Origin of the sequence: Nocardia sp. NPDC051929, assembly GCF_044548645.1 — a bacterium.
Classification (GTDB): domain Bacteria; phylum Actinomycetota; class Actinomycetes; order Mycobacteriales; family Mycobacteriaceae; genus Nocardia; species Nocardia sichangensis.
In genome coordinates this window covers 135,808-153,224 of sequence record NZ_JBIUCG010000024.1, presented here as the reverse complement: position 1 = coordinate 153,224, position 17,417 = coordinate 135,808, and the positions used below count along the sequence as shown (strand labels likewise).

The 17,417-nt window shown below is 68.7% G+C and carries 18 protein-coding genes; 9 read left to right on the top strand and 9 right to left on the bottom strand.

Translation table 11 applies throughout. The features are described from left to right. Positions 1 to 298 precede the first annotated feature (298 nt). The 3 genes from nhaA to ACIHAX_RS29810 are packed head-to-tail and all read left to right on the top strand — an operon-like array spanning position 299 to position 3,122. Positions 299 to 1,603 (top strand): Na+/H+ antiporter NhaA, encoded by a 1,305-nt coding sequence (gene nhaA / locus ACIHAX_RS29820; protein WP_364439773.1) that lies wholly within the window; start codon positions 299 to 301, stop codon positions 1,601 to 1,603. A gap of 33 nt (positions 1,604 to 1,636) precedes the next feature. Further along, positions 1,637 to 2,143: a phage holin family protein gene (locus ACIHAX_RS29815; RefSeq protein ID WP_355078672.1), complete on the top strand. Its 507-nt coding sequence runs from the start codon at positions 1,637 to 1,639 to the stop codon at positions 2,141 to 2,143. Between the two features lie 43 nt (positions 2,144 to 2,186). Then, positions 2,187 to 3,122, top strand: a complete 936-nt coding sequence (locus ACIHAX_RS29810; RefSeq protein WP_355078673.1) for an alpha/beta hydrolase — start codon at positions 2,187 to 2,189, stop codon at positions 3,120 to 3,122. 184 nt (positions 3,123 to 3,306) lie between these two features. Here the strand turns inward: ACIHAX_RS29810 and ACIHAX_RS29805 are convergent, their stop codons facing one another. The 4 genes from ACIHAX_RS29805 to nth all read right to left on the bottom strand — a co-directional run bounded on the left by ACIHAX_RS29805 (position 3,307) and on the right by nth (position 6,641). Next, positions 3,307 to 4,500, bottom strand: a complete 1,194-nt coding sequence (locus ACIHAX_RS29805) for a MarP family serine protease (protein ID WP_355078674.1) — start codon at positions 4,498 to 4,500, stop codon at positions 3,307 to 3,309. Further along, positions 4,497 to 5,213, bottom strand: coding sequence for a CoA pyrophosphatase (locus tag ACIHAX_RS29800; protein WP_355078675.1), 717 nt, complete (start codon positions 5,211 to 5,213; stop codon positions 4,497 to 4,499). Before ACIHAX_RS29800 ends, ACIHAX_RS29805 begins: the two co-directional genes overlap by 4 nt. 85 nt (positions 5,214 to 5,298) lie before the next feature. Next, complete coding sequence (locus ACIHAX_RS29795; RefSeq protein ID WP_364439766.1) at positions 5,299 to 5,943, bottom strand: TlpA disulfide reductase family protein; 645 nt, start codon at positions 5,941 to 5,943, stop codon at positions 5,299 to 5,301. Further along, positions 5,940 to 6,641, bottom strand: coding sequence for an endonuclease III (gene nth, locus ACIHAX_RS29790; RefSeq protein ID WP_355078736.1), 702 nt, complete (start codon positions 6,639 to 6,641; stop codon positions 5,940 to 5,942). The genes ACIHAX_RS29795 and nth overlap by 4 nt, the downstream gene beginning before the upstream one ends. Before the next feature lie 223 nt (positions 6,642 to 6,864). Between nth and ACIHAX_RS29785 the strand changes: the two genes are divergently transcribed. Together ACIHAX_RS29785 and ACIHAX_RS29780 are read left to right on the top strand one after the other, a co-directional pair. Next, complete coding sequence (locus ACIHAX_RS29785; protein WP_067799616.1) at positions 6,865 to 7,107, top strand: hypothetical protein; 243 nt, start codon at positions 6,865 to 6,867, stop codon at positions 7,105 to 7,107. Between the two features lie 132 nt (positions 7,108 to 7,239). Continuing rightward, complete coding sequence (locus ACIHAX_RS29780) at positions 7,240 to 7,914, top strand: Crp/Fnr family transcriptional regulator (protein WP_039794544.1); 675 nt, start codon at positions 7,240 to 7,242, stop codon at positions 7,912 to 7,914. Positions 7,915 to 7,977: 63 nt separating this feature from the next. Here the strand turns inward: ACIHAX_RS29780 and ACIHAX_RS29775 are convergent, their stop codons facing one another. From ACIHAX_RS29775 to ACIHAX_RS29765, 3 genes are read right to left on the bottom strand one after another with little or no spacing between them, the layout of a single operon-like run. Next, positions 7,978 to 8,769, bottom strand: coding sequence for an MBL fold metallo-hydrolase (locus ACIHAX_RS29775; protein ID WP_356963457.1), 792 nt, complete (start codon positions 8,767 to 8,769; stop codon positions 7,978 to 7,980). A 39-nt stretch (positions 8,770 to 8,808) separates the two neighbouring features. After that, a complete protein-coding gene (locus tag ACIHAX_RS29770; RefSeq protein WP_355078678.1) occupies positions 8,809 to 9,267 on the bottom strand; it encodes a RidA family protein in 459 nt (152 codons plus the stop codon). Between the two features lie 17 nt (positions 9,268 to 9,284). Next, on the bottom strand, positions 9,285 to 9,446 hold the full coding sequence (locus ACIHAX_RS29765; RefSeq protein ID WP_085994820.1) for a DUF4177 domain-containing protein: 162 nt from the start codon (positions 9,444 to 9,446) through the stop codon (positions 9,285 to 9,287). Between the two features lie 635 nt (positions 9,447 to 10,081). Here ACIHAX_RS29765 and ACIHAX_RS29760 point away from each other — a divergent pair. Both ACIHAX_RS29760 and ACIHAX_RS29755 read left to right on the top strand, forming a co-directional pair. After that, on the top strand, positions 10,082 to 11,077 hold the full coding sequence (locus ACIHAX_RS29760; RefSeq protein WP_397280859.1) for an ArsA-related P-loop ATPase: 996 nt from the start codon (positions 10,082 to 10,084) through the stop codon (positions 11,075 to 11,077). Next, positions 11,074 to 12,213, top strand: coding sequence for an ArsA family ATPase (locus tag ACIHAX_RS29755; protein WP_355078679.1), 1,140 nt, complete (start codon positions 11,074 to 11,076; stop codon positions 12,211 to 12,213). Before ACIHAX_RS29760 ends, ACIHAX_RS29755 begins: the two co-directional genes overlap by 4 nt. A 95-nt stretch (positions 12,214 to 12,308) precedes the next feature. Here ACIHAX_RS29755 and ACIHAX_RS29750 read toward each other — a convergent pair whose 3' ends face one another. Beyond that, the gene (locus ACIHAX_RS29750) at positions 12,309 to 12,632 is read right to left on the bottom strand and encodes a WhiB family transcriptional regulator (protein WP_014981178.1); all 324 of its coding nucleotides are present in this window, start codon (positions 12,630 to 12,632) and stop codon (positions 12,309 to 12,311) included. Between the two features lie 367 nt (positions 12,633 to 12,999). On the opposite strand from ACIHAX_RS29750, the gene ACIHAX_RS29745 reads away from it, so the two are divergent. Continuing rightward, positions 13,000 to 15,366, top strand: coding sequence for a transglycosylase domain-containing protein (locus ACIHAX_RS29745; protein WP_355078680.1), 2,367 nt, complete (start codon positions 13,000 to 13,002; stop codon positions 15,364 to 15,366). Between the two features lie 55 nt (positions 15,367 to 15,421). Here the strand turns inward: ACIHAX_RS29745 and ACIHAX_RS29740 are convergent, their stop codons facing one another. Then, complete coding sequence (locus ACIHAX_RS29740; protein ID WP_355078681.1) at positions 15,422 to 15,886, bottom strand: GatB/YqeY domain-containing protein; 465 nt, start codon at positions 15,884 to 15,886, stop codon at positions 15,422 to 15,424. A gap of 133 nt (positions 15,887 to 16,019) precedes the next feature. Between ACIHAX_RS29740 and ACIHAX_RS29735 the strand changes: the two genes are divergently transcribed. Continuing rightward, entirely contained in the window at positions 16,020 to 16,982 is a 963-nt protein-coding gene (locus ACIHAX_RS29735) for a metallophosphoesterase (protein WP_355078682.1), read from the top strand. Positions 16,983 to 17,417 lie beyond the last annotated feature (435 nt).

The following is a 17,417-nucleotide window of genomic DNA, read 5'->3' as shown; positions in this document are numbered from 1 at the left end:
CCCCAAAACCCGCAGCGGCAAAATCATGCGCCGACTCCTGCGCGACGTCGCCGAAGGACGCGAACTCGGCGACACCTCCACCCTCGTCGACCCGAGCGTCTTCGAGGCGATCCGGGCGGGCAAGGGCTGATCACACAGCGCTGAGCGCGGCCGGTGCCGGGACCCGGTACCGGCCGCACCCGTTAAGATTGCGTCAGGTGTGCCGGGAAGTCTGGTCGGCGAGTGGTCGCGCACCCGTTCAGCCGACGCCGGTGGGTGCCGCGTCCGCGCCGCCCGACCACCGGCCGAAAGGTTTCCCGTGATCACGCGAGTGCGCTCGGAACTGTCCCGCTACCTCCGCACGGAAACCTTCGGCGGCGCACTCCTCCTGATCGCGGCGGCCGGAGCGTTGCTGTGGGTGAACTCGCCGTGGGGAGCCAGTTATCTGACGATCACCGAGACGGTCGTCGCGATACCGCCGCTGCATCTGGAACTGACCCTGGCCGAGTGGACCGAGGACGGTCTGCTCGCGGTGTTCTTCTTCGTCGCAGGCCTGGAGCTCAAACGCGAACTGGTCGTCGGCGAACTCGCCGACCGCAGACGCGCCACTCTGCCGGTCATCGCGGCGATCGGCGGTGTGGTGACGCCCGCGCTGATCGCGGCGGTGGTCGGGTTCGGGATCCCCGGCATGGACCGTGGCTGGGCCATCCCCGTCGCCACCGACATCGCGTTCGCGCTCGCCGTCCTGGCGCTGACCGGTTCACGCATCCCTACGGGCGCGCGGGTCTTCCTCCTCAGCCTGGCCGTGGTCGACGACCTGATGGCCATCGTCCTGATCGCGGTGCTGTTCACCACGACGGTGTCGCTGCTGTGGCTGCTCGTCGCCGCCGGATGCTTCGCCGGGTGGGCATCGGGGCAACGCGCGCGAATCCGCACTCCGTTGCTCTACGTGCCGCTGGCGTTGGTGTCCTGGTACGCGCTGCACGAGGCGGGCATCCATCCCACCCTGGCGGGCGTCACCCTCGGCCTGCTCACCCGGGTGCGTGCGGATCCCGGTGAATCCGAAGCGCCTGCCACCCGGCTCGAGCACATCTTCCAGCCGGTCTCCGCCGGGTTGTGCGTTCCGCTGTTCGCCCTGTTCGCCTCCGGAGTCCCGTTGAATCCCACGGTCTTCGGTGAGTTGTTCACCGACCGGCTCGCGCTGGCCGTGATTCTCGGCCTGCTGGTGGGCAAACCGCTCGGGATTTTCGGGATGAGCTGGGTGGCAATCCGGTTGGGCGTCGCGACGCGGCCCAGCGGACTCGGCTGGCGGGACATGTTCGCCCTCTCGGTGCTCGGCGCGATCGGCTTCACGGTTAGCCTTCTCGTGGCGGAACTCGCGCTCGCCGATGTCGCGGACGGGTCGGCCGTCGAGTTGGCGAAGGCCGCTGTGTTGGTGACATCAATGGCGGCGTCGCTCGCCGGTTCGGCGCTACTGTTGCGGCGTGGGCGTGTCCACCAGGCTCGGCGGGACGCCCGTGCGCTACAACGTGAACAATACGGCGGCGCGAGCGATCCGCCCGGAGGCGGTAGCCTGCGTGACCACGGAGGGCACCGGGAGCACCGCCGATCGAACGGGAGTTGAAGCAGTGCCGGGACAGGGAGAAGGGTCGACCAAGTGAGTTTCAACCACGGCGGTAACGGGAGCGACGCGGAGCGCGGTCGTACGGTCACCTCCATTCCCCTCACGGATGCCGATCCGCTCGGCAACGCCAGTTTCGGGACGCTGGTGCGCGACGCCGCCGAGCAGATGTCGACCCTGGTCCGCGCCGAGGTCGAACTGGCCAAGGCCGAGGTCACCGGCGAGATCAAGAAGGGCCTGCAGGGCAGCGTCTACTTCATCCTCGCGCTCACCGTGCTGCTGTTCAGCACGTTCTTCTTTTTCTTCTTCCTCGGCGAACTGCTCGACGTGTGGCTGGCGCGCTGGGCGGCCTTCCTGATCGTCTTCCTGCTCATGGTCGTCGCCACCGCGGTACTGGCGTTCCTCGGCTACCGGCGGGTGAAGAAACTGCGCGCGCCGGAGAAGACGATCGATTCGCTCAAGCAGGCGCGCACGGTGCTGCCGCACGGCTTGGGCGCGTCTGCGCACGAGGACCGGCTCGCCCTGGAGAAGCAGACTTCCTAGGCGCGCGCGCGAGCCGGTACGGCGGCTACTAGGCTCGATCGGCGTGTCGGCGAACTTGCTCCCGGATCCGTCCAGCGTCCGTTACGACGGACCGTGGACGCATAGGGACGTGCACGCCAACGGCATCCGCTTCCACGTCGTGGACGCGGCGCCCGAACGGTCCGACGCACCGCTGGTCGTGTTGCTGCACGGCTTCGGCGACTTCTGGTGGTCCTGGCGGCACCAACTGACCGGCCTGGCCGAGCTCGGCTACCGCACCGTGGCCGTCGACCTGCGCGGCTACGGCGACAGCGACAAGCCGCCGCGCGGTTACGACGGCTGGACGCTCGCCGGTGACGTCGCCGGGCTGATCCGGGCACTGGGCTACACCGAGGCGACGCTCGCCGGGCACGCCGAGGGTGGTCTGGTCTGCTGGACCACGGCGGTGCTGCATCCGCGCTTGGTTCGCTCGATCGCGCTGGTGGGCTCGCCGCATCCGTCGGCGTTGAAAAGCTCCGTGCTGCGCAACCGCCGCCAGCGCGCGGCCTGGCTGCCGAACTTCCTTCGCTACCAGCTCCCCCGGTACGGCGAGCACTTGTTGACCACCGCCGACGGCTTCGAAGTGGAACGGCTGCTGCGCCAACGGGTCAGCGCGGGTTGGGCGAACACCGCCGAATTCGTCGACACCGCACAGCGGATGCGGTCGGCGATCCGGATCCCCGGCGCCGCGCATTGCGCACTGGAGTACCAGCGCTGGGCCTTCCGCAGCCAGTGGCGGCCGGACGGCCGCCGGTTCATGGCGACCATGCGCCAACCCATCCGCATCCCCGTCCTGGCCATGCGCGGCGAGCTGGACCCGTACGTACTGCCGGGAACCTTCCGCCGCGACCTCCATCTCTCGCCGGAACGGCGGCTGGCCGGTATCCCGGCGGCCGGGCACTTCGCCCACCAGGAGAACCCGGACGCCGTGACGAAGGAACTGGTCAAACTCCTCGGCTGAACGCTTCGCGTTCCGGCCCGGCCACGGGTTCGCGGCCGGGTCTCGGTTCGATGAAAGCGCGTACCCACACCGATCCCGCGCTTCCGCCTTCCCAAGTCGCGACCAAGCCCTGCAGCGGAACGAGTTCCGCGACATCGGAATACCACGGCTCCGTTCCGGTGGTACGGCCGACCCGCGTCGCGGATCAGCTCAGCACACAGGCCCCCGTGGCCACCGGCCCATCGGAACGCTGCGAAGCTTCGAGTTCGGAGCGGACTTCGTTGAGCGTCAGCACATAACCGGTGTCGTTGTCGGTCACCGCGGCGCCGAAGACGACCCCGAGCACCTGCCCTTCGGTATCCACCAGCGGCCCACCGGAATTGCCCGCCTGGACGAGCCCGCGGACGGTGTACACCTCACGCTTCACCGTTCCGTCGCGGTAGATGTTCGGGCCGGTCAGATCCAGAGTCTCGCGGATCCGGGCCGCGCTCGCGGTGTACCGGCCACCGCCCGGGTAGCCGAGCACGATGGCGCTGTCGCCGGTACGCGCGGGCGACGGCGCCTGCGGCACGACCGGAGCGGTGAGTCCGGGTACCGAGAGCACCGCGACGTCGGTGAACGGGTCGAACAGCACCACCGAAGCGGGCAGCGAGCCGTAGGCGGTGTCCACGTCGACGCTCGTCGTGCCCGCGACGACGTGAGCGTTGGTCATCACGCGCTCCGGGGCGATCACGAAGCCCGAGCCCTCCAGCGCCCGCTGGCAACTCGGCGCGACACCGCGGATCCGCAGCACGCTCTGCTGCAGCGAGGCGGCGACCGGGCTGGCCAGCACGCTCGGATCCGGTGGTTCCACCGCGGCGATCGGCGCCCGCCCGAACGGCCCGATCACGTCCGGCAGACCGGAGGTGTTGAGCAGCTTGGAGAATTCGTTGGGCAGCTTGCGCAGCCAGTTCGGCGCGACGTCGTTGACGTCGGCCAGCACCCGCGAGCCGTTGATCGCGGTCGCGATGGCCGGCTGTGACGAGGTGGCCAGCGGCAGTGCCAGCAACCACGCGGTGACCAGCACGGCGACCGCCTGCAGCCCCGCGCCGACCACGCTGTCCACGCTGCGCGTGAAGGGATGACGCATGCCGCTGCGCGCCGCGCGTCCGAGCACCATGCCCGCGACTTCACCGACGATCACCAGCACCACGATGAGCAGCACGCCGGTGAGCACCCTGGTGCGGCCCTCGTCGACGTGCACCAGGATGTGCGGCGCGATCAGGATGCCCGCGACCGCGCCGAGCACCACGCCGAGGAAGGCGAGCGCGGAGGCCACCGCGCCCTGCCGCCAGCCCGAAGAAGCGGCGAGCAGGGCCAGTAGCACGACGGCGATGTCGAGCCAGGCCGACGAACTCATAACGTCATCCCCACGGCGGCGAGTGCGGTCTGCAGATCACGGACGTCCGCGTGGTCCCACTCGCGATCCCAGCCCGCGGCCTTGCTGATCCCGGCGAGGATGCCGCCGGTGAGGCCCCAGACCAGCATCCCGTCCACCTGGAACGCCGGGCTCTGATAACCGAGGGGGCTGCGAACCAGGAAGCGGTTGGCCGGATCCAGCAGCTGCGCGAGCGGCACGCGCACGACCCGCTCGGTCTCGCTCCGGTCGACCACCTGCACCGCACCCGGCGTACGCCAGTACGCGAGCACCGGCGTCACGTCGAAACGAGAGACCGGCACGAACAGCTTGGGTTGTACCGCGAACGGTTCCACGCCGGAACGGTCGAGGCCGGTTTCCTCGCACGCCTCCCGCAGCGCGGTATCGATCGGCCCGGCATCGCCCGGGTCCGCGGCGCCACCAGGGAAGGCCACCTGGCCGCGATGCTGACGCAGGGTGGAGGCGCGCTGGGTGAGCAGCACCTCCGCGTCGGCGGGCAGTCCGCCGGGGGCATCCGGGTCGGGCTCCGGCGAGCCGCCGAACAGCACGAGCACCGCCGCTTGACGCGGCTTCGAGGTCACGGTCATGGCGCGGCGCAGCGCACGCGCCCTGGTCGCGGTGTCGGCGCTGTCGAGGGCCGGTTCGGCCGAGCGGGTCAGCCAGTTCGGGATGCCGGGGGGCATTTCGATGGTCATCGCGCACCTCCCCCGCGCATTCGCCCACCGACCCGCGTGCACGCCCGCACCGTCACCTCCACCATTGATTCGTTCACCCGCATCGTCATGCGGCCACTCCGAGCTTGCCCGCGACGGTATCCGCGATGTCATCCACCCCGTCGAAAGCGCGCACCTCGACGTCGGCTATCGAGCCATCGGCACGCACAAGCACCGAGATCGGCAGCACAGAGGGGGCGCCGACGACCGTGCGCACTCGCGCGTCGGCGTCGAGCACGCCGGGCAATCTCACGTCCAGTCCGCGCAAACGGGACAGTGCCTTGGCCTCATCAGGGTCGCTGTGCACGGTCAGCACCGTAATCGCGTTTCCGGCGCGTTGGGCGTATTGCTGCAAATACGGCAACTCTCTGGCGCACGGTGCGCACCAGTAGGCCCAGAGATTCAGCAGGGCGGGCTTGCCCGCCAGCGCGGCGGCCAGGTCGACCGGTTCGCCGTCCGCCAGACATCCCAGCGTTATCCCGGCCAGCGGACCGTTGCCGGGGGCCGCGCCGCTCGGGCAATCGGGCAGATGGGCGGCGGCGCGCAGGTCATCGGAGACGCCGGAGGCAACGGGAGCCTGGTGTTGCTCCTCGCTCCGGTCGTCGCCGCGCGGCCACACCGCGACCGCCAGCGCGACCACGACGATCAGACCGGCAAGTGCCCAGCGCCACGCATGTCCCGCACTCCTTCGGCCCGAGGGCTCAGAACTCACCGGCCCACCAGCTCGAGCAGATGCTCCCGCTCCGGCCCCTTCACCAACTTGGCCGCGGCCTCCGGATCGGTCGGCCCGATCCCGAACGACGGACAGTCTTTGACCAGGACGCACGCACCGCACGCCGGCTTGCGGGAATGGCAGACGCGCCGTCCGTGGAAGATCACCCGGTGCGACAGCATCGTCCATTCCTTGCGCTCGATCAGCGCGCCGACGATGTGCTCGACTTTGACCGGGTCCTCCTCGTCGGTCCATCCCCACCGGCGCACCAGGCGACCGAAATGGGTGTCGACCGTGATGCCGGGGACCCCGAACGCGTTACCGAGGATGACGTTGGCGGTCTTGCGCCCGATGCCGGGGAGCTGGACCAGTTCGGTCAGGGTGTGAGGCAATTCACCGTCGTGACGTTCCAGCAGCGCTTGGCCGAGTCCGATCAGGGAGGAGGTCTTGTTCCGGTAGAACCCGGTCGGCCGGATGTATTCCTCCAGCTCCGCGCGATTTGCCTCGGCGTAGGCCCGCGCGTCCGGGTAACGGGCGAACACCGCGGGCGTGGTGAGATTCACGCGCTCGTCGGTGCATTGTGCCGAAAGTATTGTCGCCACCGCCAATTCCAGCGGTGTGGTGAAATCCAGCTCGCAGTGCGCGTCGGGGAAGGCAGTCGCCAGTTCACGGTTCATCCGGCGCGCGCGGCGGACCAGCCCGAGCCGGGTTTCCGCCTGTCGTGCCCTGGTTTTCCGATTCGGAGCCGCGGCGGCGACCGGCGGCGTTCCGGAGGGCTCGGAGCCGGGCGGAAGCCCGTTCCCGGAGGCGGTGGAGGGGGAGACGCGCACGCGTCCACCATACGGAATCGGCAGACAACGTTGTCCTTCCAGTTCAGTTGCCGTGTTCCATCTGAGACCTCGACCGTGTTTACTGCTCGTCATGCAAGGACTCGCTGTGGTGCTCTTCCCAGTGGTGCTGATGCTGTTCGCACTGGGTATGGAGCGGGTCGAGAACCGGCTCCGCAAGCTTCTCGAACCCGACGAAGAGGTTCAGCAGTACCTGGACAAGGCAAGCAACGCCGAGGTGAAGGAGCTGACCAAACTCGGTCTGCCCGCCGCCGTCGCCCGGATGCGCAAGCGCCGCTCCCGCGGCGATGAGATGGACGTGGCCCGCGCCAGCTGACGCGGCGCAAGTGTCGCGCAATCCACTCGTTACGTGGTGTCCGTCACTACGCTGTAGTGAGGCCGCGTAGACTGCGCTGTTGGCCGAGTCGCTTCGGTCCGGTACAGAGCCATTTCCCTAAGGAGCACATTCGTGGACGAGGCCCTCGCCAGAGCAGGCATCTTCCAGGGCGTCGAGCCCACTGCGGTGGCCGCCCTCGCCAAGCAACTTCAGCCGGTTGATTTCCCGCGCGGTCATGTCATCTTCAACGAGGGTGAGCCGGGTGACCGGCTGTACATCATCACGTCCGGCAAGGTGAAGATCGGACGCCGTTCGCCCGATGGGCGCGAGAATCTGCTGACCATCATGGGCCCGTCCGACATGTTCGGCGAGCTGTCCATCTTCGACCCAGGTCCGCGCACTTCCACCGCCACCACGGTGACCGAGGTGCGCGCGGTGACGATGGACCGCGACGCCCTCAAGACCTGGATCGACCAGCGGCCCGAGATCGCCGAGCAACTGCTCCGCGTCCTCGCCCGCCGCCTGCGCCGGACCAACAACAACCTGGCCGACCTGATCTTCACCGACGTGCCCGGCCGCGTCGCCAAGGCGCTGTTGCAGCTCGCACAGCGCTTCGGCACGCAGGAAGCCGGCGCGCTGCGGGTCACCCACGACCTGACCCAGGAGGAGATCGCCCAGCTGGTCGGCGCCTCCCGCGAGACCGTGAACAAGGCGCTCGCCGACTTCGCGCATCGCGGCTGGCTGCGGCTGGAGGGCAAGAGCGTGCTCATCTCCGACTCCGAGCGCCTGGCCCGCCGCGCTCGGTAACACGCCCCGAACGACGAACGCCGGGTTCAGCGCTCCACTGAACCCGGCGTTCCGTTGTTCCTGTCAGCCGTGCACGCGCAGGTAGTCCAGCTGCGCCTGCACCGAACTGCGCGCCGCGGGCCACAGCCGCTCGTCCACATCGGCGTACACGCGCCGTACGACCGCCATCGCGTCCGCATCCGAACCGAGCACCCGCAACGCTTCCCGCACCTGGCCGAGGCGCTCGTGCCGATGGGCGATGTAGTAGCGGGCAACCGGTTCGAGATCAGGATGATCCGGGCCGTGCGCGGGCAGCAACGCCTTGCCCTTGCCCGCTTCCAGCAGCCGGTCCAGCGAGGACAGATAGTCGGCCAGCGCACCACTGCCTGACCCGAGCACGGTGGTGCCAGCGCCGAGGATGGTGTCGCCCGTCAGCACCGCGTCATCGAGGACGAAACTGACCGAGTCGTCGGTGTGGCCCGGCGTTTCCAGCACGGTGATCCGCAGGCCCGCGGCCTCGATCACCTCGCCGTCGGCGAAGGCGGCAGCCGAGCCGCGCAGAAAGCCGGAATCCTTGGCGCGCACGGATGTCCCGGTCAGTTCGACCAGATGATCGATCCCGCCGGTGTGGTCGTGGTGGTGGTGGGTGATCAAGGTGAGAGCGACCCGGCCACCGGTGGCCTCGGCGATCGCGGCGCTGTGCGACTCGTCCTTCGGACCCGGGTCCACCACCACACAGTCCGACCGGCCCGCCGCCCGCAGGATCCAGGTGTTGGTTCCCTCCAGGGTCATCTGTCCCGGATTGTCGGCGAGCAGCACCGCCGCCGTCTCGGTGACCTGTCGGAGCTGCCCGTAGGCGGGGTGTGTCAACGTCATCGCAAAACCTCGGATAGAAACGGAGCCGACAGTTCCGGTCTAGCGCACCTCGGCGATCAGTTCGACTTCGACCGGAGTATTCCGGGGAAGTTCGGAGACGCCGACGGCCGAGCGCGCGTGCTTGCCCGCGTCACCGAAGACCTGACCGAGGAACTCCGACGCACCGTTGATCACCACCGGCTGATCGCCGAATCCGGGTGCCGAAGCCACGAATCCGACCACCTTGACGATCCGCACCACCGCGTCCAGCCCGACCAGGTCGTGCACCGCGGCCAGCGCGTTGAGCGCGCACAGCCGAGCCGCTTCCTTGGCCGCCTCCACCGAAACCTCCGCGCCGACCTTGCCGACCGCCGACAGCTCGCCGTTCACGAACGGCAGCTGACCGGAGGTATAGACGAGCGACCCGGTGCGGATCGCGGGAATATAGGCCGCGACCGGTGCCACGACCGGGGGCAGGGTGATTCCGAGCTCGGCGAGGTTCTTCTCCCACTGGGTCACTGCGTCACCCTCCTTCGCTACTTGGGCCGCTTGAGATAGGCGACGTGCTGCTCACCGGTAGGGCCGGGCAGCACGGTGACCAGCTCCCAGCCGTCGGCGCCCCACTGATCGAGAATCTGCTTCGTCGCATGCGTCAGCAGCGGCACGGTCGCGTACTCCCACAAGGTCGTATCACTCATGTGCGAGAGCGTAGCTCTGTCTGGTTGCCGCGACTTCGTCGCGGCGTGTTCGCGGCCCCCTTGTGGCTCGCGTTTGCGCGACCGCCGCTGGCGACTTCGTCGCGGACGCGGCGGCCGCGCAAACGCGAGCCGGGCCGCGAACGGAACAGGCTCGGTCTCGCTTCGCTCGAAAGACGTGGTTGCGGTGCGCTGGGCGCGTGGGGAGTGGAGCCGCACTACCTCGGTTCGCGGTTGCGATCACCCCGGATTCGGGGTTGCGGTCTCCCGGGGTTTCGCAGTGGTTTTATGGACTGGCGGGGGCATTACTCGACCTCGCCATGGGCGCGGCGGCCGGGCGGTCCGAGGCGCACGCGAATGAGTGGTCTGTCTCACCCGGCTCGGATGGGGTCGGCACGGTCGCCCGCAACCGGCGCCTGTGTCGGTTACGGGAGATCTGCCGGTTCGGCTACTGATTTCGTGTGGTTATCGGCGGCTCGCGGAGTGAGCCCGCAACTGGTTGCGGTGGCGGGGGCAGGGCTGGGAACCGCTTTTGGGTCAGCCCGTCTGGTACGGCCCGTGCCCCGCGGCGGCGAACCAGTTATAGGCTCGCGATCGTGGGAGTACCAACAGCAGTGCCGCTTTCGCAGGAGCCGGAAGTGGGCGCAAGGTGGCCGAAGCGCGCTGAACAGGCCCGCTTGCACTACGTCTCCGGCAAGGGAGGCACGGGCAAGTCGACGGTTGCCGGGGCGCTGGCCTTGGCGCTCGCCGCGGGCGGGCGCCGGGTGCTGTTGGTGGAGGTGGAGAGCAGACAATCGATCGCGCAGCTGTTCGATCTGCCGCCGCTGCCGCCGACCGAGACACGCATCGCCACCGCGGACGGCGGCGGCGAGGTGGTCGCGCTGGCGCTGGACATCGAGCACGCCTTCCTCGAATACCTGGACATGTTCTACAACCTCGGCTTCGCGGGCCGCGCGATGCGCAGGATGGGCGCCATCGAGTTCGTCACCACGATCGCGCCCGGTCTGCGGGACGTCATCCTGACCGGCAAGATCAAGGAGTGCGCGGTTCGCGTGGACAAGTCCGGCAAGCGGGTCTACGACGAGATCGTGGTCGACGCACCGCCCACCGGCCGGATCGCAGGCTTCCTCGACGTCACCAAGGCGATGGCCGAGGTGGCCAAGGGCGGGCCGATCGCCTCGCAGGCCGAGGGCGTCTCGCAGTTGCTGCATTCCGACCAGACCATGATCCATCTGGTCACGCTGCTGGAGGCGCTGCCGGTACAGGAAACCGCCGACGCCGTCGCCGAGCTCACCGCCGCGGACCTGCGCATCGGCACCGTCATCGTGAACCGGGCGACCGAGGGCCAGCTCCCGCCCGAGCTGCGCGCCCGCGCCGCGCAGGGCCACCTGGACGCCGACGCCGTCCGCGCGGGCCTCGACTCCGCGGGGATAAACCTCCCCGACAGCGACTTCCAGGGGCTGCTCACCGAAACGATCGAGCACTCCGCGACTCTGCAAGCACAGGACGACAGCGCCGAAGAACTGGCGAAGGTCGACATCTCCCGGCTCTACCTGCCCGCCCTGCCCGACGGAATGGACCTGGGCGGCCTGTACGAACTAGCCGAACACCTCACCGCACAGGGAGTCCGATGAGCATGCCGACCCATCCCCCGGCTGCCCCGCTGAATATTTCGCGGATCATCGCCGACCCGTCCGCGCGCGTGGTGGTCTGCTGCGGTTCCGGCGGCGTCGGCAAGACGACCACCGCCGCCGCTATCGCCCTGCGCGCCGCCGAAGAGGGGCGCAAGGTCGTGGTGCTCACCATCGACCCCGCGCGCAGGCTTGCGCAGTCACTGGGCGTCGCCGACCTCGGCAACAACCCGCAGCGGGTGGCCCTGGGGCCGGAGGCCAAGGGCGAGCTGCACGCGATGATGCTCAACATGCGTCGCACGTTCGACGACATGGTGCTCGAGCACACCAGCGGAGAGAAAGCGGAGCAGATCTTCGCCAACCCCTTCTATCAGACGGTCGCCTCCTCCTTCGGCGGCACACAGGAATACATGGCGATGGAGAAGCTGGGTCAACTGGCCCATCGCGGCGAGTGGGACCTGATCGTGGTCGACACCCCACCGTCGCGCAACGCCCTCGACTTCCTGGACGCCCCCAAGCGACTGGGCAACTTCCTCAACGGCCGGATGATCCGGGTGATCATGGCTCCCGGCCGTGGCGTGACCCGGCTCGTGACCGGCGCGATGAGCCTGGCGGTGCGCGGCGTGTCGACCGTCGTCGGAGGACAGATGCTCAAGGACGCGTCGAACTTCCTGCAATCCTTGGAGTCGTTGTTCGGCGGCTTCCAGGAGCGGGCCGAGCGCACCTTCGCGATGCTGTCGAAGCCGGGCACGCATTTCCTCGTGGTGGCGGCGCCGGAACCGGACGCGCTGCGAGAGGCCTCGTTCTTCGTCGACCGCCTCTCCACCGAGCGCATGCCGCTGGCGGGTCTGGTGCTCAACCGCACCCATCCCGTGCTGAGCTCGCTGTCGGCCGATCACGCGCTCACCGCCGCCGACCAGGTGGCGGACTCCGATCCGCTCACCGCGGCGGTGTTGCGGGTGCACGCCCGCCGGGTCGCCACCGACAAACGGGAACAGCATTTGCTGCACCGCTTCACCGGCGCGCATCCGCGGGTGCCGATCGTGTCGGTCACCGCGCTTCCGTTCGAGGTGTCCGATCTCGACGCGCTGCGCGTCGTCGGCGATCAGCTCACCGGCACGGCCCGCGCGACCGCCTGATACTTAGGCGTATCCGCTATTGCTCCGAACGGAAATAACAGTCCTGAAACGAAACTGAGCCCGCTTCCGCGGGCTCTGTTTCGATTTCGCCGGGGCTACATCGCCACTTGATGCTGGCGCTGGGCCTGGAAGAAATCGGCCCACGAGGTCACTTCCGGATGCTGCTTCAACAGGGCGCGACGCTGCCGTTCCGTCATGCCGCCCCACACACCGAACTCGACGCGATTGTCCAGCGCGTCGGCACCACACTGCATGAGCACTGGACAGTGCCTGCAGATCGTCGCCGCTTTGCGCTGCGCCGCGCCGCGGACGAACAACTGATCGGGGTCCACTTCCTTGCATCGGGCCTGGGCTACCCAGGCGATCCTTGCTTCGGCCTGCTCCACGTCCAATCGAGCGATGGGGGTTGTCATGTGCATTTGGTGTGCCCCTTTGCAGTCCGAACACCGGGTCAACGGCGCTCCAGAATCGCGTTGTCACCGCGCAGCACCCAAACCCCGCTGCGAAGTGCACCACATTCCACTTTGAGTGTTAGCTCTATCACACTGGGTTCTCAATCTAGGTAAAGGTATGGCGCTTGCGCAAGACCACCTCGAGATTTTTTGGTACGTCCGTCCCTGCAAAGCCCTGCGCGCACTGGACGGGCAGGCAGATTGCGTTCGCGCCCTCCCGCGACACGCCGCGCACGATCACGCGACACGCCCATTCCGGTTCGTGAACAACCAGTTCCGCGCTCCGGACAAATGCCGCCAAGAACGCCGGAATGGCAACCCGTAGTCTTGATTCGTGCCGATCACACATACGCTCGCGCGGCTGGCCGGTAGCTGCGTGCTGGCCTCCGTGCTCGTCGCCGGGTTGTTGTTCCCGCTCGCCGGCGGCTTCGGGTTCGTCTCCAACCGTGCCGCCGACGCTGTCGACAACGTCTCCTCGGAGCTGGTCGAGGGAACGGTGCCCGCGGTCTCGACCATGGTCGACGCGGCGGGCAATCCGATCGCCTGGCTGTATGAGCAGCGCCGCTTCGAGGTGCCCAGCGACCGGATCTCCAACGACATGAAACTGGCGATCGTGTCCATCGAGGACCGCCGCTTCGCCGAGCACGAGGGCGTCGACTGGCAGGGCACGCTACGCGCGTTCCTCACCAACTCCGCCAGTGGCGAGGTCCAGCAGGGCGCCTCGACGCTGGACCAGCAGTATGTGAAGAACTTCCAGCTGCTGGTGGTCGCCAAGACCGACGCCGAGCGCCGCGCCGCCATCGAGACCACTCCGGCCCGCAAGATCCGGGAGATCCGGATGGCGCTGACGCTGGACCGTCAGCTGACCAAGGACGAGATCCTCACCAGGTACCTCAACCTCGTCCCGTTCGGGAACTCGTCCTACGGCATCCAGGACGCGGCGAAGACCTACTTCGGCGTGGACGCGGCCGAACTGAACGTCTCCCAGGCCGCGATGCTCGCCGGCATGGTGCAGAGTTCGTCCAAACTGAACCCCTACACCAACCCGGACGGCGTGCTGGCCAGGCGCAACACGGTGCTGGACACCATGATCCAGAACATTCCCAGCCGCGCCGAGGAGTTCCGCGAGGCGAAGACCAAGCCGCTGGGCGTGCTGCCCGAACCCAAGGGCCTGCCGCGCGGCTGCATCGCGGCCAACGACCGCGGCTTCTTCTGCGACTACGCGCTGGAGTACCTGGCCAACGCCGGGATCAGCCGCGAACAGATCGAGAAGGGCGGCTACCTGATCAAGACCACCCTCGATCCGGCCGTGCAGGACTCGGTGAAACGAGCGGTGACCGACGCGGCGAACCCGAACCTGGACAACATCGCGGAAGTCATGTCGGTGGTCGGCCCCGGGCACGACACGCACCCCGTGATCGCGATGGCCAGCAGCCGCACCTACGGCCTGAACCGGGACGCGAACGAGACCGTGCAGCCGCAGCCGTACTCGATGGTCGGCGACGGCGCGGGCTCGATCTTCAAGATCTTCACCACCGCCGCGGCCATGGAGAAGGGTCTCGGCATCGACGCCCAGCTCGACGTGCCAGGGCGGTTCGAGGCCAAGGGGATGGGTAACGGCGGCGCGCGCGGGTGCCCGGCCGCCACCTACTGCGTCGAGAACGCGGGCAAGTACAAGTCGCCCATGTCGGTGACCGAAGCGCTGGCGACGTCGCCGAACACCGCGTTCGTCAAGCTGATCCAGGCCGTGGGCGTCACCCCGACCGTCGACATGGCGGTCCGGCTCGGCATGCGCTCGTTCACCGAAGCGGGCACCTCCGGCCACGGCAACCAGAGCCTGGCCGACATGATCAAGGAACAGAACCTCGGCTCGTTCACCCTGGGACCGGTCGCGATCAATCCGCTGGAGCTGTCCAACGTCGCCGCGACGCTGGGGTCCGGCGGCCGCTGGTGCCCGCCGAACCCGATCAAGGAGGTCGTCGACCGTCAGGGCAAGCAGGTACCGCTGACCCAGCAGGCCTGTGAGCAGGTCGTCGAGCCGGGCCTGGCCAACACCTTGGCCAACGCCATGAGCAAGGACGACATCTCCGGCACGGCGGCGGGCGCGGCCCAGTCGGTGGGCTGGAACTTCCCGATGTCGGGCAAGACCGGTACCACCGAAAGCCACCGTTCCTCGGCCTTCCTCGGCTTCACGAACGCTCTGGCCGCCGCGGTCTACGCCTACGGTGACAGCCCGACCCCGGGTGAGATCTGCTCGTTCCCGCTGCGCAACTGCGGCGACGGCAACCTGTTCGGCGGTAACGAACCCGCGCGCACCTGGTTCAACGCCATCAAGCCGGTGATACCGCTGTTCCCGCCGCCCGGGTTGCCCCCGTTGGACAACAAGTACGTGCGTGGCGCGAACAACGCGCAGGTACCCGATGTCGTCGGCATGACCCAGGGCGAGGCCACCTCGGCGCTGGTCGCCGCGGGCTTCCAGGTGTCGCCGGTGACCGGGGCGGGCGATCGGCCCAAGGGCACCGTCATGGGCACCGCGCCCAACGGGTCGGCGATCCCCGGCTCGGTGATCACGCTGTACATCAGCGACGGCACCGTCCGGGCGGCGCCGCCGCCGGGGCCGCCCGCACCGCCGCCGGGCATCCCCGGGCTGCCCGTGCCGCGGCTGCCACCGATCCCCATCCCGATCCCGATCCCGCGCTGAGCAAGCGAAAGGGGCCGCGAACCTCACGGTTCGCGGCCCCTTTCGCGTCGCCGTCCTACAGCCGCGCTTTCACCGCGGCCGAGATGCGCGAGCCGTCGGCCTTGCCCGCGGCGAGCCCGGTGGCGATCTTCATGACCTGCCCCATCTGCCGCATGCCGGGACGCTCCCCGATCTCCTCGGCGACCTGCGCGATCGCGGTGTCGGCGAGATCGGCGACCTCGGCCTCGGTCAACTGGGTCGGCAGGTACTCCTCGATGATCTGCGCCTCGGCGCGCTCGTTCGCCGCCAGTTCGCCGCGCCCGGCCTGCGTGTAGACCTCGGCGGATTCGTTGCGCTTCTTCGACTCCTTCTGCAGCACGGAGACGACCTCGGCGTCGGTGAGTTCACGGGCCGCCGAGCCGGCGACCTCGGCGTTCTGAATCGCCGACAGCAGCATCCGCAACGTGGAAAGGCGCAGCGTGTCCTTGGCTTTCATCGCGGCGGTGAGATCCGTCCGCAGCTGCGATTTGAGTTCCGACATGCCGCTCACGGTAGCCGCTGGGACGCGGCGGTCCCACTACATTTGCCGCGCGGCCCGATTTCCCGCCGGAAAAACGGGCGCCTGTGCGGAAACACACTCGGCGCTCCTGAGCGAGGTCACCTATGCTGGGCAAATGCCCGTGATCTCGACCTCTGCTGTACGCACGACCGCGCTGGGAGCCGCCGGGGCCGCGGTGGCCGGAATCGGCTACGCCTCGCTGGTCGAACGCAACGCCTTCGTCCTACGGGAGGCGACCATGCCCGTGCTGGCGCCGGGGTCGTCGTCGCTGCGGGTGCTCCACCTCAGTGACCTGCACATGATGCCGGGACAGAAGCTCAAGCAGCAGTGGCTACGGGAGCTGGATCGGCTGGAGCCCGACCTGGTGATCAACACCGGCGACAACCTCTCGCATCAGAAGTCGGTGCCCGCGGTAGTTCAGGCCCTCGGCGGATTGCTTTCCCGCCCGGGCCTTTTCGTTTTCGGCAGCAACGACTACTTCGCGCCGGTGGCGAAGAACCCGCTGAAGTACTTCAAGAAGGACCACCGCCGCACCTACGGCGCTCCGTTGCCGTGGAAAGACCTGCGTGCGGCTTTCACCGAGCGCGGTTGGCTCGATCTGACGCACGTGCGCCGCGATCTCGAAGTGGCAGGCATCCGCATCGCCACCGCCGGTGTGGACGACCCGCACTTGCAGCGCGACCGGTACGACACTGTCGCGGGGGCCCCGAATCCCTTGGCCGACCTGCGGCTCGGCCTCACCCACTCCCCTGAGCCCCGAGTGCTGGACCGTTTCGCCGAGGACGGGTACGACCTGGTGCTCGCCGGGCACACCCATGGCGGCCAGTTGTGCCTGCCCGGCTACGGCGCCCTGGTCACCAACTGCGGGATCGACCGGTCCCGGGTGAAGGGTCCGTCGAAGTGGGGGGAGCACACCCAGTTGCACGTCTCCGCGGGTGTCGGCACCTCACCGTGGGCGCCGTACCGGTTCTGCTGCCGCCCGGAGGCGACCCTGTTGACGCTGGTGGCCGCGCCGCCGAAGCGGCCGGGCGCCGACACGGGCCAGGGAGTGTCGGCATCGGAGGCCGTCGCCCGCTAATGTCCCCTGCCGAGACGTGTGGCAGGTAGGGGACAACTGTGAGTGGATTCGACGACCGGCGCGACCCGACGACTCCGGGACGGCCCGCCGGGCCGCCGACTCCTCGGCAACAGCCCTACCCCCCATTACGTTCCGTTCCCGCCTCGGCGGACGGTAGCGACGCTCGACCGCCGCACAGCGGAGCACATCCCGGCGGAACCGACGACTCTGGACGCCCCGCCGGCACGCCTTGGCAGCGCGGCGCTCGGTCGTCCGGCCTGATCCCGGGGCAGCCGCATTCGGGCCCAGCCGAGAACGGCGCGACGCCTCAGTGGTGGCAGCCCGACCCGGCCGCGCAGTGGCAGCCGTACCAAGAGCCCGCACCCACACTCCAGTGGCAGCCGGGCGGGCAGAGCGATCCCGCACCGGCTCGGCCGCAGGGCACGCAGGACGACC